The 21711-nt window shown below is 60.6% G+C and carries 18 protein-coding genes and 1 tRNA gene; 15 read left to right on the forward strand and 4 right to left on the reverse strand.

From position 1 onward, the window contains the following. The first annotated feature begins 15 nt into the window (after nt 1-15). The 10 genes from K7H22_RS06885 (at nt 16) to K7H22_RS06930 (ending at nt 8563) form a co-directional block, all read left to right on the forward strand. Nucleotides 16-1098, forward strand: coding sequence for an ABC transporter permease (locus K7H22_RS06885; RefSeq protein ID WP_230800003.1), 1083 nt, complete (start codon nt 16-18; stop codon nt 1096-1098). Continuing rightward, a complete protein-coding gene (locus K7H22_RS06890; protein WP_230800004.1) occupies nt 1098-2018 on the forward strand; it encodes an ABC transporter permease in 921 nt (306 codons plus the stop codon). Before K7H22_RS06885 ends, K7H22_RS06890 begins: the two co-directional genes overlap by 1 nt. Nucleotides 2019-2057: 39 nt before the next feature. Continuing rightward, complete coding sequence (locus tag K7H22_RS06895; RefSeq protein ID WP_230800005.1) at nt 2058-3131, forward strand: BMP family ABC transporter substrate-binding protein; 1074 nt, start codon at nt 2058-2060, stop codon at nt 3129-3131. Nucleotides 3132-3280: 149 nt separating this feature from the next. Further along, nucleotides 3281-3973 (forward strand): phosphatidylserine decarboxylase, encoded by a 693-nt coding sequence (locus K7H22_RS06900; RefSeq protein WP_230800006.1) that lies wholly within the window; start codon nt 3281-3283, stop codon nt 3971-3973. Further along, nucleotides 3957-4730, forward strand: coding sequence for a CDP-diacylglycerol--serine O-phosphatidyltransferase (pssA, locus tag K7H22_RS06905; RefSeq protein WP_230800007.1), 774 nt, complete (start codon nt 3957-3959; stop codon nt 4728-4730). Before K7H22_RS06900 ends, pssA begins: the two co-directional genes overlap by 17 nt. 55 nt (nt 4731-4785) lie before the next feature. Continuing rightward, complete coding sequence (locus K7H22_RS06910; RefSeq protein WP_230800008.1) at nt 4786-5721, forward strand: aldo/keto reductase; 936 nt, start codon at nt 4786-4788, stop codon at nt 5719-5721. Further along, entirely contained in the window at nt 5718-6797 is a 1080-nt protein-coding gene (locus tag K7H22_RS06915) for an NAD(P)/FAD-dependent oxidoreductase (RefSeq protein WP_230800009.1), read from the forward strand. Before K7H22_RS06910 ends, K7H22_RS06915 begins: the two co-directional genes overlap by 4 nt. A 1-nt stretch (nt 6798) precedes the next feature. Next, a complete protein-coding gene (locus tag K7H22_RS06920; protein WP_230800010.1) occupies nt 6799-7455 on the forward strand; it encodes a DUF938 domain-containing protein in 657 nt (218 codons plus the stop codon). A gap of 86 nt (nt 7456-7541) precedes the next feature. Further along, nucleotides 7542-7889: a carboxymuconolactone decarboxylase family protein gene (locus tag K7H22_RS06925; protein ID WP_230800011.1), complete on the forward strand. Its 348-nt coding sequence runs from the start codon at nt 7542-7544 to the stop codon at nt 7887-7889. Nucleotides 7890-8080: 191 nt separating this feature from the next. Further along, nucleotides 8081-8563 (forward strand): hypothetical protein, encoded by a 483-nt coding sequence (locus tag K7H22_RS06930; RefSeq protein ID WP_230800012.1) that lies wholly within the window; start codon nt 8081-8083, stop codon nt 8561-8563. 26 nt (nt 8564-8589) lie between these two features. Here K7H22_RS06930 and K7H22_RS06935 read toward each other — a convergent pair whose 3' ends face one another. The 3 genes from K7H22_RS06935 to K7H22_RS06945 all read right to left on the reverse strand — a co-directional run bounded on the left by K7H22_RS06935 (nt 8590) and on the right by K7H22_RS06945 (nt 14107). Beyond that, nucleotides 8590-11094: a GcvT family protein gene (locus tag K7H22_RS06935; RefSeq protein WP_230800013.1), complete on the reverse strand. Its 2505-nt coding sequence runs from the start codon at nt 11092-11094 to the stop codon at nt 8590-8592. 205 nt (nt 11095-11299) lie between these two features. Further along, a complete protein-coding gene (gene ggt / locus K7H22_RS06940) occupies nt 11300-13084 on the reverse strand; it encodes a gamma-glutamyltransferase (RefSeq protein ID WP_230800014.1) in 1785 nt (594 codons plus the stop codon). A 36-nt stretch (nt 13085-13120) separates the two neighbouring features. Continuing rightward, a complete protein-coding gene (locus K7H22_RS06945) occupies nt 13121-14107 on the reverse strand; it encodes a 2-hydroxyacid dehydrogenase (protein ID WP_230800015.1) in 987 nt (328 codons plus the stop codon). Between the two features lie 201 nt (nt 14108-14308). Between K7H22_RS06945 and K7H22_RS06950 the strand changes: the two genes are divergently transcribed. The 5 genes from K7H22_RS06950 (at nt 14309) to K7H22_RS06970 (ending at nt 20191) form a co-directional block, all read left to right on the forward strand. Beyond that, a complete protein-coding gene (locus K7H22_RS06950; RefSeq protein ID WP_230800265.1) occupies nt 14309-14773 on the forward strand; it encodes an SH3 domain-containing protein in 465 nt (154 codons plus the stop codon). A gap of 198 nt (nt 14774-14971) precedes the next feature. Then, nucleotides 14972-15046, forward strand: a tRNA-Gln gene (locus K7H22_RS06955). 312 nt (nt 15047-15358) lie between these two features. After that, a complete protein-coding gene (locus tag K7H22_RS06960; protein WP_230800016.1) occupies nt 15359-16585 on the forward strand; it encodes an ATP-grasp domain-containing protein in 1227 nt (408 codons plus the stop codon). Between the two features lie 144 nt (nt 16586-16729). Further along, nucleotides 16730-18733 carry a hypothetical protein gene (locus K7H22_RS06965; RefSeq protein ID WP_230800017.1) on the forward strand — a complete coding sequence of 668 codons (2004 nt, stop codon included), beginning with the start codon at nt 16730-16732 and terminating at the stop codon, nt 18731-18733. 129 nt (nt 18734-18862) lie between these two features. Then, nucleotides 18863-20191: a M23 family metallopeptidase gene (locus tag K7H22_RS06970; protein WP_230800018.1), complete on the forward strand. Its 1329-nt coding sequence runs from the start codon at nt 18863-18865 to the stop codon at nt 20189-20191. A gap of 88 nt (nt 20192-20279) precedes the next feature. Here the strand turns inward: K7H22_RS06970 and K7H22_RS06975 are convergent, their stop codons facing one another. Further along, nucleotides 20280-21704, reverse strand: coding sequence for a gamma-aminobutyraldehyde dehydrogenase (locus tag K7H22_RS06975; protein ID WP_230800266.1), 1425 nt, complete (start codon nt 21702-21704; stop codon nt 20280-20282). Nucleotides 21705-21711 lie beyond the last annotated feature (7 nt).

A 21711-nucleotide genomic window follows, 5' to 3' on the forward strand; every position in this document is an offset into this window, starting at 1 on the left:
AACGGGGGGCCTGCCATGCTGAAGCTGGAAAAACGGCCACAGCCCTCGCAGACATGGATTTATCTGGCGCCTGTCGTAGCCGTAATTGCCACCATGATCGCGGGCGGCGCGTTGTTTGCGGCTTTGGGCAAAGATCCGCTGGTCGCGATCCGGACGATTTTCTGGGACCCGCTGTTTTCGGAGTTCGCATTTTTCTATCGTCCGCAACTTCTGGTCAAAGGTGCGCCGCTGGTGCTGATCGCCATCGGGCTAAGTCTCGGGTTTCGCGCAGGCATCTGGAATATCGGGGCCGAGGGGCAATACATCGTGGGTGCCCTGACAGGTGCGGGTGTGGGGCTTGCCTTCTATCCGCTGGAGGGGTGGTTCATCTTTCCGCTGATGGTGCTGGGCGGCGCCTTGGGTGGCTGGGCATGGGCGATGATCCCTGCCGTACTGAGGGTGAAATTCGGCACCAACGAGATTCTTGTCTCGCTGATGCTGGTCTATGTGGCAGAGCAATTGCTGGCCTCCATGTCCTTGGGGCTGATGAAAAACCCGCAAGGCTTCGGCTTTCCCGGATCGCGCAACCTGCAACAATATCCCAGCGCCCATAATGCCGAGTTGATTGCGGGATCGGGGATGCATTGGGGTGTTGTGGCGGCTCTGATTGCGGTGGTCTTTGCCTATGTGCTGCTGACTCGGCATATTCTTGGCTTTCACATCCGTCTGACCGGCGAGGCCCCGCGCGCCGCACGTTTCGCGGGCGTCAATCCGGGGCGGCTGGTGCTGATCTGTCTGGGGCTGGCAGGAGCGATGGCCGGGCTTGCCGGCCTGTTCGAAGTGTCCGGACCTGCAGGGCGTGTCAGTATCGATTTTAACGTGGGCTATGGCTTTACCGCGATCATTGTCGCCTTTCTGGGGCGTCTGCATCCGCTGGGCATAGCACTGGCGGGGCTGTTGATGGCGCTAACCTATATCGGCGGCGAGATCGCACAATCGCGCCTTGGCCTGCCTGCCGCGGCGATCCAGATGTTTCAGGGCATGCTGCTGTTCTTCCTGCTGGCTGTCGATCTGATGACCAATTACCGGCTACGGCTGACAAAGCGCGAGGTGGCGTGATGGATCTGTCCTCAATCAATCCGGTGTTGCTGCTGGCCTCGCTCATGGTGGCGGCGACACCGCTACTACTGGCGGCGGTGGGCGAGCTTGTCGTGGAAAAGGCAGGGGTTCTCAATCTGGGTGTGGAAGGCATGATGATCACCGGTGCGATCTGCGGCTTTGCTATCGCGGTCAATACTGGCGACCCGCTGCTGGGGGTTCTGGCGGCGGCAGGCGGTGGTGCTGTTCTGGCGCTGCTATTTGCCCTGCTCACGCAGCTTGCGCTGGCCAATCAGGTCGCCTCGGGCCTTGGTTTGACGTTGTTCGGGCTGGGTCTGTCCGCACTGATCGGTCAGGGCTATCAGGGTGTGCGCCCGCCATCTTTCCCGCGGCTGAACATTCCGGGCCTGTCGGATATGCCGGTTCTGGGGCGCATCCTGTTTTCCCATGATCTGATGGTCTATCTCGGTCTGCTCATCGTGACCGCCGTGTGGTTCATGCTGAAATATACCCGCGCGGGCCTTATCCTGCGCGCCGTGGGCGAGAATCACGAAGCGGCCCATGCCTTGGGCTACAAGGTCAAACGCATCCGCATCATGGCGATCCTGTTCGGCGGGGCCTGCGCCGGGATGGGCGGGGCCTATATCAGCCTGATCCGCGTGCCCCAATGGACAGAAGGCATGACCGCCGGAATCGGCTGGATTGCCCTTGCACTTGTAGTCTTTGCCAGTTGGAAACCGTGGCGTGTCCTGCTGGGCGCCTATCTTTTTGGCGGCGTGACCGTGATTCAGCTTAATCTCCAAGCGGCAGGCGTTGCGATTCCTGTCGAGTATCTGGCAATGTCTCCTTATCTGATCACCATCCTCGTGCTGGTCATCATGTCTGCCGACAAAAGCAGGGCTCCGGCCTCGCTAGGTCGTGTTTTCCATGCCTCGCGTTGAGGCCAACAAACTGAATGTCACTAACAGGGGGATACCCGAATGAAACTGACCCAATTACTGACCACCGCCGCTTTGGCGCTGGGTCTGGCCACAGGGGCCATGGCGCAGGACAAGCTGAAGGTGGGCTTTGTCTATGTCGGACCCGTCGGCGATGGCGGCTGGACCTATGAGCATGACAAAGGCCGTCAGGCTATCGAAGCCGAGTTCGGCGACAAAGTTGAAACCGTGTTCGTTGAATCCGTGCCCGAAGGCCCCGATGCCGAGCGCGTGATGACCCAGATGGCGCTGGATGGTGCCGGTCTGATCTTCACCACGTCTTTCGGCTATATGGACCCGACCATCAACGTCGCGGCCAAATTTCCCGATGTGAAATTCGAGCACGCCACCGGCTACAAACGCGCCGACAACGTATCGACCTATTCGGCCCGTTTCTATGAAGGTCGCGCCATTCAGGGCCATATCGCGGGCAACATGACGGAATCAAATATCGTGGGCTATATCGGCTCCTACCCGATCCCCGAAGTCATCCGCGGCATCAACTCGGCCTTCATCCATGCGCGCAAGGTGAACCCTGACGTCGAGTTCAAGATCGTCTGGGCCTATACATGGTTCGATCCCGCGAAAGAGGCCGATGCGGCCAAGGTGCTGATCGAACAGGGCGCTGACGTGATCCTGCAGCACACCGATTCCACCGCTCCGCTGGCCGCTGCGGCCGAAGCCGGAAATATCATCGGCTTTGGTCAGGCGTCCGACATGAGCGAATACGCCGACGGTCCACGCGTGTCCTCGATCATCGACGACTGGGCCCCCTATTACATCGCGCGTACACGCGCCGTGATGGATGGCACATGGACCTCGACCGACACATGGGACGGCATCGGGCCGGGCATGGTCGGTATTGGCGAGATCACCGACAAGGTGCCTGCCGAAGTGAAAGCCGAAGCACTGGCGATGAAAGATGCGATTGCTGCGGGCGAATATCACCCATTCACCGGCCCGCTCAACAAGCAGGACGGCTCGGTCTGGCTGGCCGAGGGCGAGGTGGCCGATGACGGCACACTTCTGGGCATGGATTTCTATGTCGAAGGCATCGAAGGCACGATCCCGAACTGATCGCAGCCTTGTGTCGACAGGAAACCCCGCCAAACGGCGGGGTTTTTTATGCGGTCATGCCGCCTGACAAGCGCCAGTCAGCCGCATTGCGTGGCGGACTGCAAAGCTGTAGGGCATGGGGCCAGTATCTTTGAGGACACAGCCCGACCATGACCATGCTAGAGACATTCATCAAGCCGATGCATCCCGAGGGGCGCAAGTTCGTTGCCATTTTTGCTGCGATCACGGTGGTTCTGTTCCTGATCTGGGAACCTTTGGGCTGGACCGGTATGGGCCTGACAGTCTGGTGTTACTACTTTTTCCGCGACCCGAAACGCACCACACCCACCCGCGAAGGGTTGTTGATCAGCCCCGCAGACGGGGTGATCTCGCTGATCGAAAAAGCCGTACCGCCTGCCGAACTGGGCATGGAGGATCGTGCCCTGACACGTGTGAGCGTGTTTATGAACGTGTTTAACTGCCACGTGAACCGTGCGCCGATCGAAGGCCGCGTGACGGCTGTTGCCTATCGTCCGGGCAAATTTCTGAACGCCTCGCTGGACAAGGCGTCCGAGGATAACGAACGCAATTCGCTTTGTATCGAGATGGCAGATGGCCGCCAGATCGCGGTTGTGCAGATCGCCGGACTGGTCGCGCGCCGTATCGTGTGCTGGACTAAGCCCGAGCAGCGCCTTCTGACCGGAGAGCGCTTTGGCCTGATCCGTTTCGGCAGCCGTGTCGATGTCTACCTGCCCGATGGCGTGGCCCCGATGGTTGCGGTTGGTCAGGGTATGATCGCAGGCGAGACCGTTATCGCGGATCTTGCATCCACCGAGGAGGCACGCAGTGGGCGAACGGCCTGATATCGACGTGACACCGCCCGTGCGGTCGCGCCGCGAACTGCCGATTGTGCAGCTTTTGCCCAATCTGGTGACGGTGGCTGCGATCTGTGCGGGACTGACGGCGATCCGCTATGCGGCCAGCGGCAATTTCACCGTTGCCGTGCAGCTTGTCCTGCTGGCCGCTGTGCTGGACGGTCTGGATGGAAGCCTTGCACGTCTTCTCAAGAGCGCCAGCGCATTGGGGGCCGAGTTGGACAGTCTTGCCGACTTTCTGAATTTCGGGATTACCCCTGCCCTGCTGATGTATTTCTGGGCTTTCAAGGATATGGGCAATCTGGGCTGGATTGCCGTTGTGATCTATGCGTTGTGCTGCGTTCTGCGTCTGGCGCGGTTCAATGTCGGCACCAAAGCATCCGACAGCGATAAACCAGCGAGCCATTTCGAGGGCGTTCCTTCTCCTGCTGGCGCCCTGCTGGTGCTGCTGCCCTTTTTCGCCGAACACGCCATGCCCGGCCTGCCTGATATACCCGACGCGCTGATCGGTATTTACATGTTGGGTATCGGCTTGCTGATGATCGGACGGCTTCCGACATTCTCGCTGAAATCGCTGACGATCAAACGCGAGAATGTGCGCTATCTCTATGTCGGCTTCGTGGGTTTTCTGGCGGCGCTGATCAGCTATCCATGGGCAACGCTGATGGTGATGGACCTGCTGTATCTGGCCTCGCTTCTATGGGCATGGCGCAAGCTGGCAAGGAATGGCGGCGCGACGGCCTGACAGGTATTGATTTGCCCTCTTTTCCTTGGCCGGTGGTCGTGGCAGGGTTTGTCGCATGACACAGATCCTGACCAGCCGTGACGGCACGCCCGCCAGCCGCCTTGCCTTTGGCACCATGCAATTCGGCGGTCGCGCCAATGCCACGCAAAGTGAGGCCATGTTCGAGGCCAGCCTTGCCGCAGGCATCACCCATTTCGACACGGCTCATGCCTATACGGGCGGCGCCTCGGAAGAGCTTACGGGACGGTTGATTGCACCGCATCGGGATCGTCTGATACTGGCCACCAAAGCGGGATATGTGGGCGGATCGACGCGCGAGAATATCCTCAAAACCTTTGACATCTCGCGGCAGCGGCTGGCGATGGATCAGGTCGACATCCTGTATCTGCACCGCTTTGACGATGACACACCCCTGCGCGAGACATTTCAGACACTGGCCGAACTGAAGCAAAGGGGACTGATCCGCTATGTCGGTGTGTCCAATTTCGCGGCTTGGCAGGTGATGAAGGCGGCATGGGTCGCCTCCGAATTCGATCTGGCGATAGATATCCTGCAACCGATGTACAACCTCGTCAAACGGCAGGCCGAGGTCGAACTGTTCCCCGCCTGTGCCGATCAGGGCATTGCAATTGCACCATATTCCCCATTGGGCGGCGGCCTGCTGACGGGAAAATACGCGGCCGGCGGCAGTGGCCGTCTGGTCGAGGATCAGGCCTATGCCAGCCGCTATGCGCCGGACTGGATGCATCAGGCGGCAGTCGGTTTGCAGAAGATCGCGGCAGATGTGGGTATCCATGCGGCCACGCTGGCCGTGGCATGGGCCGCGCGTCATCCGGCAGGTCCAACCCCGATCATCTCGGGCCGGTCTGCCGAACAGCTAGCGCCTTCGCTGGCCGCGTTGGATGTCACGCTGGACGACGCGCTTTACACGCGCCTGTCGGCGCTTGCGCCAACGCCTGCCCCCGCCACAGATCGTTTGGAGGAAGCATGAGCCGGATCATCGTCATCGGCGGCGGTGTCGCGGGCATATCAGCAGCCGCCCGTCTAGCCCCGCATGCCGAGGTGATCGTGCTCGAGGCTGAAAACAGCCTTGCCTATCACGCCTCGGGACGTTCGGCGGCGATGTTCTTGCGAAACTATGGCAACGCGACGATCAAAGCCCTGAACGCGGCCAGTGCGGATCACCACCATCACGCGGATGGCGGGGTTCTTTCTGCACGCGGGATGATGATGGTGGCGGGACCCGACCATGCCGAGGCTTTCAGTCACGACACGGCCGATCTAGGGCTGGACGCGATCCCGCTGGACGAGGCATCCCGCCTCTGGCCGATCCTGAACCGCGACACTGTTGCCCATGCCGCTTACCGCGAGGACGCGCAGGATCTGGATACTGATCTGCTGATCCAGAACTTCGCGCGCGCAGCCCGCAGCCACGCAGCGCAGATCGTCACCGATGCCCGCGTCAGTGCTGTTGAGCGACGTCCAGCAGGCTGGCGCGTCACGACGCTTGGCGGGCAGGTTTTCGAGGGCGATCTGCTGGTGAATGCGGCGGGCGCTTGGGCAGATGAGATCGCGCGGCTGGCAGGCTTGCAGCCTTTGGGCATCCAGCCCTATCGCCGATCTATGGCGCGGATTGCCTTGCCTGAGGACATGTCCCCCGCCAACTGGCCCTTTGTCGATGGTGTGGGCGAAAGCTGGTATTGCAAGCCCGATGCCGGTGCGTTGATCGTATCGCCTGCCGATGAAGACCCGATCGGTCCGCAGGATGCTTGGGCCGATGACATGGTTCTGGCCGAAGGGCTGTCCCGCTATCAGGAAATGGTGACCGCACCGGTGACACGCATGCTGGCCAACTGGGCCGGTCTGCGCAGCTTTGCCCCCGATCGTGCGCTGGTGATCGGCGCGGATGCACAGGATGCGTCTTTTTTCTGGTGCGCGGGTCAGGGTGGTTATGGTTTCCAGACGGCCCCTGCCGCCAGCCAGTTGCTGGCTGATCTGGCCCTCGGTGCCACGCCCCTGCTGGATGCCGCTGCGGTGGCAGCACTTGATCCTAAAAGGTTTGCCTGACATGTCCCGCCGCCGGAACCTGCCTGATACAGCCTCGGTCGCGCATCTCTCGGATGACGGGCGGATGTTTGCACCTTCTGCCGCGCGCAACGCGCAGGACATCGCGACCTTGGTATCCAGCCATGCACCGCAATCGGGGCGGGCGCTGGAACTGGCCTCGGGGACAGGGGAACATGCTGTCGTCTTTGCCCGCGAAATGCCGGGCCTTGACTGGCTGCCGACGGATATCGACGCCGCGCGCCGCATCTCGATTGATTCCCATGCGCGGCTGGCAAACCTGCCGAACCTGCGCCCTGCCCTGCCACTGGACGCCACAACGCCGGGCTGGGCTGAAACGCATGGCGGACAAGATCTGATCGTTCTGGTAAACCTGCTGCATCTGATCAGCTTGACCGAGGCCAAAACCCTGATCGCCGAGGCGGCGCAGGCCCTTGCCGCAGGTGGTGTTGTCATCATCTACGGCCCGTTCCTGCGCGACGGGAAGACGACATCGGAAGGCGACGCCGCATTCCACGGCAGTCTGACGGCGCAAGACCCCGAGATCGGCTACAAGGATGACTGGGACGTGATCGAATGGCTCCAGTCCAACTGGCTCGACTTGGTGCAGGTCGTTGAGATGCCTGCCAATAACATGGCTTTTGTCGCAAGACGGCCCTGAACGCCCCCATCTGATCAGGATCAAGGCGCGCTGCGTCCTGCTGTGATCTGTCTTGTTCTGACAGGATCACAGCAAAGGACCGATCTATGAACTGGAATGACAAACTCGACAGCACGCGCGACCAGTTGCGCGCCCTGAACAAGGCCATCCCCGACGCGACACGCGCTTTCGGCGGCTTGGGCAAGGCCGTCAAGGAAGGCGGAGTGCTGGATTTCAAGACCAAGGAATACGTGGCCCTTGGCATCGCCATCGCAACCCGTTGCGAGGCCTGTATCGTCCTGCATGTCGAAACCCTGATCCGGGCAGGGGCGACAAGGGACGAGATCGGCGATGTGCTGGCCATGACCATCCAGATGGGCGGTGGCCCCTCGATGATGTATGCTGCCAAGGCGCTGGAATGCTATGACGAGCTTGTTGCTACCAACGCAGTCTGATCGTGGCGAGTGCCAGCAGCCACACGTTTTTGATTGAAAACGGGTCAGGCCAGCCCTGTCGACAGTGGCGTGTCGCGAATGACGGGTTGCTGGTGAACGCGTATCAAGCCTGCGTTTCACGAATTGCCGCTGGTCATGCAGGAGCTTTATTGCCAAGGAAAAGTGAATCAAACGACAGGATAGACAGCCGCATGCTGACCTCGATTTTCTCCGCTATTCCGCTTTGGGTTTTTCCGCTTCTCGCAGGATTGGTCTGGTTGGGAAGGCGCGCCGCACAAGACCGCGACGCATCACCATGGATGATCTATGCCCTGCCGCTTCTGGGGCTGATGTCGCTGAATCGCGCATTGGGGCTGCCCCTGGCCGAAGTCGCACTGACCGCAATGGTCATTGCCTATCTTACCGGTTGCGTTCTTGGCTACGGGGTGCAGCCGATGTGGATTGTGGCACGCGACCCCAAAAAGATCCGGCTGCGCGGTGAATGGGTGACGATGATCACCATTCTGGGCCTGTTCAGTCTGAATTTCACAGCGGGCATGATGCAGGGTCTGGACCCCAGCATGACCGAAGCCATGATCCCGACACTGGTTTTCGGGGCCGCCGCGGGCCTTCTGTCAGGCTCTCTGGCGGGGCGCGCGATCCGTGTCGCGCTCTGGCCGGTGGAGGCGGGCTGAGGTCCAGCCCGCTGCAATTCCTTGGCTTACCCGTCCTGGCGGATCGTGGCGTTAGCCGGATCGTAGGGGCTGTCTTCGACGATCCGCGCATCCCACAACTGGTCGAACATCTTGACCTTGAGGGCCGCGCCCACCACAGCCAGATCGGGGCGGACATAGCCCATACCGATGCTCTGGCCGAAATGCACCGAATAACCGCCCGAGGTCAGACGCCCCACGCGCGTGCCATCCGCCGTATACAGCGCCTCGCGGCCCCAAGGATCGGCATCCGCCGGACCGTCAACAAGAAGTGTCACGCATTTGCTGCGGATACCCTTGGCCTGCATCTCGGCCTTGCCGTTGAAATCCTTTGACACATCCACGAAACGCGGCAAATCGGCCTCCAGCGGGGTGGCATCGCGGCCAAGTTCGTTCCCAAATGCGCGATAGGATTTCTCCTGCCGCAGCCAGTTCTGCGCCCGCGCGCCAACCAGCTTCATGCCATGCGCGGCACCCGCCTTTTCCAGCAGATCGAACAGGTAGTTCTGCATCTCGATCGGGTGGTGCAATTCCCAACCCAACTCGCCGGTATAGGCGACACGGATGGCGTTGACAGGGCACATGCCCAGTTCGATCTGACGTGCGCTCAGCCACGGGAAGCGCTTGTTGGACAGGGCTGTTTCGGGATCGGCATCCTTGATCACGGCCTTCAACACATCGCGCGACTTCGGTCCTGCGATGGCAAAGACACCCCATTGGGTCGTGACATTCTGGATCTCGATATAGCCAAACTCGGGCATGTTTTCGGCGGCGGATTTCCGCAGGAAATCCCCGTCATATTCAGTCCAGGCCCCTGCACTGACCAGATAATATTCATCTTCAGCCAGTCGCACGATCGTGTATTCGGTGCGCGTGGTGCCGTGATCCGTCAGCGCATAGGTCAGGTTGATCCGGCCGACCTTCGGCAGCTTGTTGCAGGTGAACCAGTCCAGAAACTGCGTCGCGCCGGGACCTTTGACCAGATGTTTGGTAAAGGCGGTTGCGTCAATCAGGCCCACGCCCTCGCGGATCGCGCGGGCTTCCTCGACCGCATATTGCCACCAGCCACCACGGCGGAACGACCGTGCGTCATGGTCGAAACTGTCGGATGCATCCAGCGGACCGTAATAGTTGGGCCGCTCCCAGCCGTTCACATGGCCGAACTGCGCGCCGCGCGCCTTCTGGCGGTCATAGGCTGGCGCTGTCCGCAGCGGACGGCAGGCTTCGCGCTCTTCATCAGGGTGGTGCAGGATGAAGACATGCTCATAGCATTCCTCATTCTTGCGCCCGGCGTATTCGGTGGTCATCCAACTGCCATAGCGCTTGGGATCAAGGGCGGCCATGTCGATCTCGGCCTCGCCCTCAACCATCATCTGCGCAAGGTAGTAGCCGGTGCCGCCCGCCGCAGTGATGCCGAAGCTGAAGCCTTCGGCCAGCCACATATTCCGCAGACCGGGGGCCGGTCCGACCAGCGGGTTACCGTCTGGCGTATAGCAGATCGGACCGTTGAAATCATCCTTCAGACCCACCGTTTCTGACGAGGGCAGACGGTGGATCATGCTCATGTATTCTTCCTCGATCCGCTCCAGATCCAGCGGGAACAGGTCCGCACGGAAACTGTCCGGCACGCCATATTCGAACCGCGCTGGGGCGTTGCGCTCGTAGGGGCCCAGAATCCAGCCGCCGCGCTCTTCGCGGACATACCATTTGGCATCGGCATCACGCAGCACCGGATGCTCCAGCCCACCCGCCTTGCGATAGGCCATCAAGGCCGGATCGGGCTCTGTCACGATGAACTGGTGCTCGACCGGAATAGCGGGCGATTTGATCCCCAACAGCTTTGCGGTGCGCTGTGCGTGATTGCCCGTGGCCGTTACTACATGCTCTGCCGTGATGACGATCTGCTCGTCCGAGGGCACAAGATTGCCGCCCTTTTCGACCATCTTGGTGCAAGTCACCTGCCATTCGGAGCCTGTCCAGTGATAGGCATCGGCCTGCCAGCGGCGTTCGATCATCACGCCGCGTTGCCGCGCACCCTTGGCCATCGCCATCGTGACATCGGCCGGATTGATATAGCCATCGGTCGGATGATAGATCGCGCCCTTCAGGTCATCTGTCCGCACCAGCGGCCAGCGGTCCTTGATCTGCGCGGGCGTCATCCATTCATAGGGCACACCACAGGTTTCCGCTGTGGTGGCATAGACCATATATTCGTCCATCCGTGCTTGGCTTTGTGCCATCCGCAAGTTGCCCACGACCGAAAAGCCCGCGTTCAGGCCGGTTTCCGCTTCCAGCGATTTGTAGAAATCGACCGAGTATTTGTGGATATGCGTTGTCGCAAAAGACATGTTGAACAGCGGCAGAAGGCCCGCGGCATGCCATGTCGAGCCAGATGTCAACTCGTCGCGTTCCAGAAGCATGACATCCTGCCATCCCGCACGGGCCAGATGGTAGGCGATCGAGGTTCCGACAGCGCCGCCGCCGACAACCAGTGCTTTGACATGTGTTTTCATGGTGCCTGCGACTCCCTTGGATCAAGCTTTCGCCGATCAATAGCAGGTGCCGCAAACGGCGTGTGAACCAGCCGACGCAATCCCGCCTGAAAGCGACGCCGAGCCTGAAAGCGACGCGCTGTGCGCATCTTGTTGCGTGAAATATCTTCGGAGGGTGGCGTCGAACGCAGCTTGGCGGCGGGAGGCAGACAGCCCTCCTCTGCCCCTATTGCCCCAGTGCTACACCTTCACGGCGAGGGTCGGCTCCGCCCAGCAAGCCGGTTGACCCAACCGAGATCGCATGCAGCCCTGATGTCTGCGCGCCCAGCCGTACTTCGTATCCCATCGCCGCCAAGGGTTCGGCCAGCGCCGCCGCGGAGCTGTTTTCTTCCAGATCAAAAATACCAAAGCGGTTCAGGGCGCGGCCCATATCCGCCGCTTGCTGCACATCCATGCCCCAGTCCAGATGCGCGATCACTGCCTGCGCGACATAGCCAATGATGCTGCTGCCACCGGGACTGCCCAGCACCAGCACAGGTGCGCCATCGCGACGCACGATTGTGGGGGCCATCGAGGATCGGGGCCGTTTGCCCGGCTCGACACGGTTTGCAACAGGCACACCCGCCTCATGGCTGCGGAAGGAAAAATCCGTCAATTCATTGTTCAGCAAGAAACCTGCCGCCATCAGCCTTGCACCAAAGGCATTCTCGATTGTCGAGGTCATGGACAGCGCATTGCCATAGGAATCAACGATCGAGATATGGGTCGTAGCAGGGCGCTCCAACGTGTCGCCATCGGCCCGTCGCAAAGTATGGTCAAACTCCGGCTCTCCGGCAGGAGCCTCGTCCAGAACATCGCCGTCTTCGAATAAAGCCGCGCGCGTCGCCAGATAAGCAGGATCAAGCAACCCCTCGACTGGCACCGGCACAAAATCGTTATCCGCCAGGTAGCGCCCGCGATCCGCAAAAGCCAGTCGGCTAGCCTCGCCGATCAACCGCCAGCTTTCGGGGTTCTCAGAGCCAAGCGCCGCCAGATCAGTGCTTTCCAGTGTGCCAAGGATTTGCCCCACGGCGACGCCGCCCGAGGATGGCGGCCCCATCCCGCAAACCTCGTGCCCGCGATAGGGAACGCAGACAGCGGGGCGTTCCTTGATGCGGTAGATCGCCAAATCCATCGGCCCCAGCAATCCGGGATTGTGATCAGCCCCCTGCACAGCCGCGACAATCGCCTCGGCCACGGGTCCGGTGTAAAAGCCGTTAATCCCTTGTTCCGCCAAAGCGCGCAAGCTGGTGGCATAATCGGGGTTTCGCAGCACAGCGCCCTCGGCCAGCGGCACGCCGTCCGGCAGGAAATACGCAGCCGTGGCCGGATCAACCGCCAGACGCGCGGCATCCCCTGCCACCAGCGTTGCCAGGCGAGGCGAGACTGTGAACCCGTCCTCGGCCAGACGGATCGCTGGGTCCAGCAATGCTGCCCAATCGCTGTTGCCCCAACGGGCCTGTGCCTCGGCCATCAGGGCGGGTGTGCCGGGCGCGCCGACGCTGCGGCCCCCGACAACAGCCTCGAAAAAGCCCAGCGGTTCGCCGGCATCGTCCTGAAACAGGCGCGGCGTTGCTTCCAAAGGCGCGGTCTCGCGCCCGTCCAACGTGGTGATCTGCCCTGTAGTGCCGTCATGCCAGACCAGAAAGGCCCCGCCCCCCAGACCCGAGGATTGCGGTTCGACCAGTCCCAGAACCGCCTGCACCGAGACCATCGCATCAGCCGCCGTGCCACCGGCGGCCAGCACATCGGCCCCCGCCTCGACCGCCAAAGGGTGCGCCGCGACAACCATCCAGTCCTGCGCCGCGACAGCGCGTCCCTCAGCCTTGGCGGTTTGCGCCGCCTGCACACGGGCCGATGTCGCGACCACCCCTGCCCCTGCCGTTTCGGGTGCCACGGCATCTGCTGCCTGCTGCGCCACCACTGTGCCCGCTGCAAACCAGATGGCAATTACGGCATTGGTCAGGCGCATCGGTACTTCTCCGTTCTTGTGGCGATCCTGCGCCCGTCACAACATCGACGGGACGACCTGATCAGGCGGGCGGTGCCCGTCGGCGAATGTCTTGATGTTGATGATCACCTTCTCACCCATCTCGGCGCGGCCCTCGCGCGTGGCCGATCCCATATGCGGCAAGAGCACCACATTGGGCAGTTCCCGCAGTTTGGGATTCACGTCGGTGCCATGTTCGTAGACATCCAGACCGGCCCCCGCCAGTTCACCCGCCTCCAGCATCCGCGACAGGGCATTCTCGTCGATAACCTCGCCGCGCGAGGTGTTCACGATCACCGCGTCAGGTTTCATCAGCGCAAGGCGCCGCGCATTCATCAGATGGAAGGTCGAGGGCGTGTGCGGGCAGTTGATACTCAGCACATCCATGCGCGCCACCATCTGGTCAAGGCTTTCCCAATAGGTCGCCTCGAACTTGTCCTCGATCTCGGAGCGCAGGCGGCGGCGGTTGTGGTAATGAATCTGCATTCCGAAAGCGCGGGCGCGACGCGCCACGGCCTGTCCGATGCGCCCCATCCCCAGAATACCCAGACGGCGGCCTGCAACCCGCCCGCCCAGCAAGGCGGTCGGCGACCAGCCTTTCCATTCGCCTGCATTCATCACCGCCAGACCTTCGGGAATGCGACGAGTCACAGCCAGCAGCAAAGCCATCGTCATATCCGCAGTATCATCGGTCAGAACACCCGGCGTATTCGAGACAAGGATGCCACGCTGGCGGGCGGTCGCCACGTCTATATGATCCACCCCTGCCCCGTAATTGGCGATCAGCCGCATCCGTGGCCCCGCCTGTGCGATCAACCCTGCGTCGATCGTATCGGTGACCGTGGGCACCAGCACATCCGCCTGCGCGACCGCGTCGACCAGCTCCGCGCGAGTCATGGGCGTGTCGTCCTCCCGCAACTGCACATCGAACAATTCCTTCATCCGTGTCTCGACCGCTTCGGGCAAGCGTCGCGTCACGACAACACTCAGACGTGCAGTTGGCATTCAAACCCTCCCGTTCTTTTCAAATCAGTCACTTGATGCCAGAGTGGCCGATGAACCGGCGGGGCACAAGAACCCCATGCCAGAAATCACCGGTTCAGAGCGGATAGAAAGCAGGCAAAAGAGATGACACAGCTGAAGTTTCGGGCGGCGGCCCGTTCTGCGATGACCAAACGGATCGCAATCGTCTGTTTAACAGCCTTGATGGCGCTGCCGCATGCGGGCGCAGCGGAGGCCGTTGAGCGCGGTAGCGTGACCAACCTGCCCTTGCCCCGTTATGTCTCGATCAAGTCGGGCGAGGTGAATGTGCGGCGCGGCCCATCCCTGACGCACCGGATCGACTGGGTCTTCGCGCGCAAGGACATGCCGCTGGAGATCACAGCCGAATATGGCCATTGGCGCCGCGTCCGCGACCGCGACGGCGCGGGCGGATGGGTGCATTACTCGCTTTTGTCGGGCACAAGGACCGTGATCGTGGACCAGGACATGCTTCCCCTGCTCAGCCGCCCTGATCCGGCAGCACCGGCGAATGCCAAGCTGGAACAGGGCGTTGTCGCACGTCTGGACAATTGCAACACTGACTGGTGCCGCCTGTCGGTGGGCGGCTATCGCGGATGGGCCCCGAAAACCGCGCTATGGGGTGTCAAAGCCGACGAGTTGCGCGACTGATCGCGCCAAAGGATCACTACCGGCTGATTTGCAACTGACATCGGCCCGAGAGCGGCGCCCATACGTTGCGACAGGACTGTCGCTACGCCGTACGGAACGCGTCCGGATCATGCCCGAGGCCAAGCACGACAATCCGCTCTTTTTTTCACAATCGGGTCTTGAACCCGTCTGAATGTCAGAGTAATCAGCCCCACACGTTGGGGCGTGGCCAAGTGGTAAGGCATCGGTTTTTGGTACCGTGTACCGTAGGTTCGAATCCTACCGCCCCAGCCAACTCACCTGAGATGTCGACGTCCGTTCGAAGCCATGCCCTTGGCGAGGATGTCTCGTTGATCGCAGCGCCATCCAGTGGCCATCGGCAGGCAGAACTTCTGCTCTTATCCATCCGTCAGTCTGATATAATTGTCCAGAAGCGGTAATTCAGGAATTAACTTGGGCGATCACTTTTACAGCTTGATCCACCAACACCCAAACGGGTCTTAGCGATTTTATAGATTAGTCAACCTTCCAATTAAATATACGTCTAGGTTGATTTTATTGAACAAGTGTTTAGGTATCAGCCCATGTAGAAAATAAGGAGTTGGGATGACCGATAAAAATTCGGACAAGGGATATATTGCGATTTTTGGTTGGAGCCTGCGCTGTATTGATGCGCTTGAGAAGTTTGACCGGCGCTATGTGATCGTCGCTCCAGCTTGGGCCGAGGCCTATGCGGTCGAGCATGACATACCGTTTGTTGCGTGGGATTTCGAGCGACTGAACGACCGCTCTTTCGAACTGGCCACAACGCTTGACGATATGGGCGTCGATGTGGCGATCCCCCTGTTTGAAGAGACTGTCGAATGGGCAGGTGCGGTCAATTCCGTTTTGATGAAAAACCCGCGTTTGTTGGGTCAGTCCATGCTGTTTCGTGACAAGTCGCTGATGAAGCGGCGCGCGCAGCTTGGGGGTATCCGCGTCGGGATCTTCGAGGAGGCGATGGACCAGACCGATGTGATCCGCTTTCTCAGACGCGTCAACCAGACCTTGCTGAAGCTGGACGGCGATCCGAATGATCCGATCCATTTCAAGGCGTTCGACAAGGCGGGGTGTCTGGGGCACCGCGTCATTCGGACCGCTGATGATGTTGCCTCTATTTCGGATGACGAATTTCCTGCTCTTCTGGAAAGTCATCTGGACGGTTGGGAATTCGCGGTCGAGGCCTGGATCAAGGATGGTAAAATCCAGTTTCTGAATATATCGGAATATGTCACGCTGGGCTATTCTGTTTTTGTGCCCGCGACACCGGAATTGGAAAAATGGCGAGGACGTATTACACAAGAGATTGAAAAGCTTATCGACGTTTTCGATATTGATTTCGGTTTCATTCACCCGGAATACTTCGTCACATCGGACGGGACGATGTATTTCGGCGAAGTGGCCTATCGTCCGCCGGGTTTCAACGTGTTCGAACTGCTTGAGCGGTCTTATGGTTTCAACGCCTATCAGGCACTGGTTCTGGTGTTTGACCCCAAGACCACGCAGGAAGAGCTTGATGCCTTTTTTCCGACTCCGGTCGCGGATGCCAAAGGCCATGCGGGATGTTTCGGGGTCTATCCCCGACGCCGTGTTGTCAGCAATCTCGAGATCCCGGCCGCAACCGAGAACCACGCCTATTTCGATTTTCACGAACTTGCACCGCCGCATGCGCAAAAGGTCACAAAGCGCACAGCGTTTGGCACGCATTGGGGCTTGGTCTATTTCTTCGGCGAGGATGCGGTTGAAATGCGCGACTTGTTGAAAGCGCAGGAAGAGTTGGATTATTACCTCTGACGGCACTCTCTGGTCGCTGGTGCTGCCGTGATCGCGCATGAGGTGGCACATCCCTGCCACTCATCCGCACAGGGCTGCCGCATCCTTGTATTGACGGTTGGCTGCATTCACAGTGCCCCGGCCAATTGAGAAAAGGTCGACACGATGGTCGATGCCGAAATGACAGATTCCAAAAACCCCGCGGCCAATCTGGGCATGCTTCTGGACCGGCTGGACAGGCAGGTCACGCATCTTGATAGCGCATCGCGGATCGGCAAGACCGATCACGCGATACGCGTGCTGGATGTGGCGCGCCGCGTTCTTCTGCATGAGGATGGCCTGCCTGCTTTGCGTGAGCGTGCAGGGACGATGGACAAGGCCGGTCTGTTTTCCGGCACCGATTGGGGCCATCCGGCAAACCTGTTACCGGGGCTGGTCAAGCACACTTTGACCTATGCCCCTGCCCCGACCATCACGCTGGAAGCGATAAGTCTTCTGCGTTTTGTTGCGGTTGCATCGGGAGAGTACGCGCACCCGACATTGCCCCCCGCGCAGGCAGAACATTTTTTGACGCAGGTTCTGGCGCTCAATCTGGATCGCCTACTGGGGCAAGGCGCGGACGAGGCCCGTCGCAACGCCGACGGTCCTCTGACGCCCGCGATAGACCGTTTGATGCAATATGTGATGCAGGAGATCGGGACCGAAGGGATACTTGACCACCTGATCGACGAGATCTGGCGTATCATGGCGCAGCGGCCTTTGCAGGTCGACCATGTCAAAGCGATGATTGTCCAGATCGCGCAGGCATTGCAAAGCGGCAATGCCAAGGCTGCCGACGCCCATCGCGGAGCCGACAGGCTGATCAGCGCACTTTTTGGGCCCAGCACACTTAGCCGCGATGATCCCGGCATTGCCGCCTATGTCGACAGGCTGTCGCGCGCGGACGCGCGCACCGTGCAGGACGAGGCCTATGCCATGGCCCGCGCCATGCATGATACGGGATTGGTGTCGGATTATCACGCAACCTATCTGCGTTGGGCGCTTGAGGCCGATCATGCGACGATGTTGCCGGATGCTTTGGGTCTATCCAGTACCGGGCTTGATGCGCTGCGCTGCTATGAACCGCTGGTGCGGGCGCTGGTCGATGCGGCGATACAGCCCGGCACTACGCAGGCGGTCTACGGGCTGTCGCTGATGCTGGAGCGTGGCATTCTCTATTCACCACCCATCGCGCCCTCGTTATGGCGGTTGCTGGAAACGCCGCTTAGCGGAGATGGCATTGCCGCGTTGGAGGCATCCTGCGGCACGGCCCTACCGGCCAGAACGCATCTCGTCGCAGGGATTATCATGCTTTTGGGTCAACCCCTTGGCGTCGGTCAGGGCAACAACCCGACCTGCCAGTCGGCCCGCGCTTTGTCACTCTGGGCGCTGAACGATCCCGACTACCTGCTGTGGCTGGTCGCACAGGTATCGCGTGGGAACGGGCTGATACTACATTTCGAAGGCGAGCCGCTTGACACAGGCACGCTACCGCCGGGTCTTGCTGTCTCGACACTGCTTGACGCAGACCCTGTGTCGGTCCTGTTGGTGCCGCATCTGGATCGAGCCTATGCGGAAATGGGCCGGCGGTGTGCGGGCAGGCCAGAAGACCCGCATCGCTGGATCAATCCGGAACTGCATGGCTGGTGGGTGGGGCGCGATTTCCATATCGCCGTCGATGTCGCGACCGGCGCCTTGAAGGATTACGAAGGTTTCCTGCGCCATTTCCACGCCTCTTACCATCCGCAACACAATGGCAACCAACCTGTCATCCATCCCCAGCCCGCAGGAATCGCCGTTACAGACTCAAAGGGCACGTTTGTCGGCTGGCATGCGATCACGCTGATCCGTGTCGGGCTGGACCCTGCTGAGCGGATGCGTGTCTATTTCTTCAACCCCAATAATGACAGCGGGCAGGATTGGGGGCACGGTATTGTTGTGTCCACCCATGGTTGTGGAGAGCGGTTCGGGGAAGGCTCTCTGCCGTTCGAGGATTTCGCGGCACGGCTCTATCTTTTCCACGATGATGGCTTGTCGCCACTGGCGCCCGCACCTGTTCCGGATGGTCAAATCACTGATATTGCTGAAAAAGGACGCAAAAGCTGGGCGGCGGGCCGCGCGGATTTATAGCGCGCGGTGTTCACATCTTGCGGCGCAGGCTATGGCTGCCTTGCCTTGCCGCCCTCGCAAGGGCAGAAGTGCCGCGCAACGCAGAGGTTATGCGAGGCAAGACAGGATGCGGCAAGAAGGCCCTACAATATGAGATTGCGATATTGGACAGCCCTTGCCGTGACGGGCAGTATCGCCCTGGTCGTGATATTCGGAAAGGGCCACCCCGAAAAAGACGCCGCACCCCTTGTGAATGTGGCTCCTTTGACCTTTGAACCTAAAGAGCAGAATCCCGACCAAACCGACAAAGCGGATGACGTCGTGGATGCGCGCGCTCCGGCCCTTAAAAATGACAACCAGGACAGCGCGATACAGGATGCTGAGGTGACATTCTCGCGCGCGGTGGGTGTTGGCGAAAGCCTCTACATCCTGCTTGCCGAAGCCGGTCTTGACGCCGCGATCCGTGCAGGCGTTGCTGCGGCCATCGGATCGGAATACGATCTGCAACGCCTGAAACCGGGTCACAGGCTTGATCTGGCCATCACACCGGACGGAACCCTGCAAACCGCCACGCTTGAGGTCGAGGACGGGGTTCGCATCCATGCTGTTTTTGGCGATGGGCCTTCGGTTCTGACCATTCCACCGGCCTTGGATACGGTCCACCGCGCCGGAGAGACCGAAATCGGCAGTTCCATCTACGCGGCACTGGAGGCCGCCGATATCCCGACGCGTTTCGCAACTGATCTGGAGCTTGTTCTGGCAGGCACACTTGATCTTCGCAGCGCGCTTGGCGGAGGCGAGCATCTGGGGCTTGTCTGGCGCGAAGGCCGGTTGGGTGACCGCGTAATCGGCGAGCCGATAATTGACTTCGCCAAGCTTGATCTGGGGGAAGACAGGTACGAGATCCTGTGGCCGCAGGACGGGGCCAAGACCACGCGGATCTACAAGAACGGGCAACATTTGCTGGCCTTTGAGCAACCGATCAAGGGCGCACGCCTCAGTTCGGCTTTCGGGCCGCGCACCCATCCGGTCCACGGCAGTCTGCGGATGCATAACGGTGTCGATTTCGCCGCGCCCGAAGGGGCCAGTGTCCATGCGACACGATCCGGTCGCGTTGCCTTTGCAGGACCTCGGGGCGGTTACGGGATGATGGTCGAGATAGAACATGCCCGCAATATCCGGACCATTTACGCACATCTGAGCAGCGTGGAAGACACGCTCAAAGTGGGCCAACAAGTGAGCAGCGGCGAGCGGATCGGGCGGGTCGGCTCAACCGGCACATCCACCGCGCCGCATCTGCATTACGAGGTCATCGTCGGAGACAGCCCAGTCCCGCCGCTGACCGACACCCATCTGCCGCAACTGGGTAGTGGCCCGCCGAATATCGAGGACGATCCGGTCGACATCCCCACGGCACGCAACACGCTTGCCCGCCTTCTGGAGCAGCAAGGGGCAGATGGGCCAAGCGCGCAGAACTAATGCGGGTCCGCCCCCTGCGGCGCATCAATCTGGCCTGCCACCCCTGACGACGTGGCGGGCGATTGAGGTCGCCTGTAGCCGCGGCAGCCTAGCCATGCTTGACCATCACATGGCGCACAAAGGTGTAATCCTCCAGCGCATAGGCGGACATGTCCTTGCCATAGCCTGATTGCTTGATCCCACCATGCGGCATTTCGTTGACCAGCATGAAATGCGTGTTGATCCATGTGCAGCCATAGCGCAGCCGTGCCGCTGTCGCCATTGCGCGACCCACATCGCGGGTCCAGACTGAAGAGGCCAGACCGTAATCGCTGTCATTGGCCCAAGTCACAGCCTCGTCCACATCCGAGAATGGCGTGATCGACACAACAGGGCCGAACACCTCGCGACGGACAATCTCGTCGGCTTGCGTGGCCCCCGCGACAACGGTGGGGCGGTAATAGAACCCTTTGTCCATCGCCTCGCCGCCCGTGGTGATCTGGATATGGTTCATTTCCCGCGCACGGTTCACAAAGCTCGCCACGCGGTCACGCTGGCGCAGGCTGATCAGGGGACCGATCTCGTTCGTTGTGTCGTCGTCATTGCCCAACTGGATCGAAGCGACAGCATCGGTCAGATCGGCCACGAGCCGGTCATAGACCTTGCGGCCCGCATAGATACGGCAGGCGGCTGTGCAATCCTGCCCCGCGTTATAGAAGCCGAAAGCGCGTAGCCCCTCGACCACTTCCGCGATATTCGCATCGTCGAACACGATCACAGGTGCTTTGCCGCCCAATTCCAGATGGGTGCGCTTGACTGTCTTGGCGGCGGCATCCAGCATCTTCTTGCCGGTCGCCACATCGCCTGTCAGGCTGATCATGTCCACCTGCGGGTGGTTGATCAAGTAGTTACCCACCGTATGTCCCCGCCCCGGCAGGATGTTGACCACGCCTTCGGGCAGTTCATCTGCAAGGATTTTCGCCATCTTGAGCGCGGTCAGCGGTGTCTGTTCCGAGGGTTTGAACACCACCGTATTCCCGCCCGCAATGGCAGGGGCCAGTTTCCACGCCATCATCATCAGCGGATAGTTCCACGGCGCGATCGAGGCCACGACCCCGATGGGATCGCGCCGGATCATACTGGTATGGCCTTCCATATACTCGCCCGCGATAGCACCCGTCTGACAGCGCACGGCACCTGCAAAGAAGCGGTAGCAATCGACGATGGCGGGAATCTCGTCATTGCGGGCCGCATTGATCGGCTTGCCGCAATTCAGCGCCTCGAGTGCGGCAAAGCCTTCGGCCTCGGCCTCGACCCTGTCCGCGATCCGCAAAAGTGCGGCAGAGCGTTCAGCAGGTGTCGTGCGGGACCATTTCTCGAAAGCCTTGCGCGCAGCAGCGACGGCGCGGTCCACCTGGGCGGTGCTGGCCTCGGCTATGTCGGCGATCAGCGCGCCGGTGCGCGGATCAAGGACGGGTTCTGCCGCATCCTGTCCAGGCTCGAAACGATCGCCGATCAGCAGTTCCATATCTATCTTGCCC

The organism is Seohaeicola saemankumensis, from assembly GCF_021021435.1.
Lineage (GTDB): Bacteria > Pseudomonadota > Alphaproteobacteria > Rhodobacterales > Rhodobacteraceae > Seohaeicola.

Excerpts from the sequence above, each read along its gene's own strand:
- K7H22_RS06885 (WP_230800003.1), top strand. The coding sequence starts at position 16 with ATGCTGAAGCTGGAAAAACGGCCACAGCCCTCGCAGACATGGATTTAT.
- K7H22_RS06890 (WP_230800004.1), top strand. The coding sequence starts at position 1,098 with ATGGATCTGTCCTCAATCAATCCGGTGTTGCTGCTGGCCTCGCTCATG.
- K7H22_RS06895 (WP_230800005.1), top strand. The coding sequence starts at position 2,058 with ATGAAACTGACCCAATTACTGACCACCGCCGCTTTGGCGCTGGGTCTG.
- K7H22_RS06900 (WP_230800006.1), top strand. The coding sequence starts at position 3,281 with ATGACCATGCTAGAGACATTCATCAAGCCGATGCATCCCGAGGGGCGC.
- K7H22_RS06910 (WP_230800008.1), top strand. The coding sequence starts at position 4,786 with ATGACACAGATCCTGACCAGCCGTGACGGCACGCCCGCCAGCCGCCTT.
- K7H22_RS06915 (WP_230800009.1), top strand. The coding sequence starts at position 5,718 with ATGAGCCGGATCATCGTCATCGGCGGCGGTGTCGCGGGCATATCAGCA.
- K7H22_RS06920 (WP_230800010.1), top strand. The coding sequence starts at position 6,799 with ATGTCCCGCCGCCGGAACCTGCCTGATACAGCCTCGGTCGCGCATCTC.
- K7H22_RS06925 (WP_230800011.1), top strand. The coding sequence starts at position 7,542 with ATGAACTGGAATGACAAACTCGACAGCACGCGCGACCAGTTGCGCGCC.
- K7H22_RS06930 (WP_230800012.1), top strand. The coding sequence starts at position 8,081 with ATGCTGACCTCGATTTTCTCCGCTATTCCGCTTTGGGTTTTTCCGCTT.
- K7H22_RS06935 (WP_230800013.1), bottom strand. The coding sequence starts at position 11,094 with ATGAAAACACATGTCAAAGCACTGGTTGTCGGCGGCGGCGCTGTCGGA.
- ggt (WP_230800014.1), bottom strand. The coding sequence starts at position 13,084 with ATGCGCCTGACCAATGCCGTAATTGCCATCTGGTTTGCAGCGGGCACA.
- K7H22_RS06945 (WP_230800015.1), bottom strand. The coding sequence starts at position 14,107 with ATGCCAACTGCACGTCTGAGTGTTGTCGTGACGCGACGCTTGCCCGAA.
- K7H22_RS06950 (WP_230800265.1), top strand. The coding sequence starts at position 14,309 with ATGGCGCTGCCGCATGCGGGCGCAGCGGAGGCCGTTGAGCGCGGTAGC.
- K7H22_RS06960 (WP_230800016.1), top strand. The coding sequence starts at position 15,359 with ATGACCGATAAAAATTCGGACAAGGGATATATTGCGATTTTTGGTTGG.
- K7H22_RS06965 (WP_230800017.1), top strand. The coding sequence starts at position 16,730 with ATGGTCGATGCCGAAATGACAGATTCCAAAAACCCCGCGGCCAATCTG.
- K7H22_RS06970 (WP_230800018.1), top strand. The coding sequence starts at position 18,863 with ATGAGATTGCGATATTGGACAGCCCTTGCCGTGACGGGCAGTATCGCC.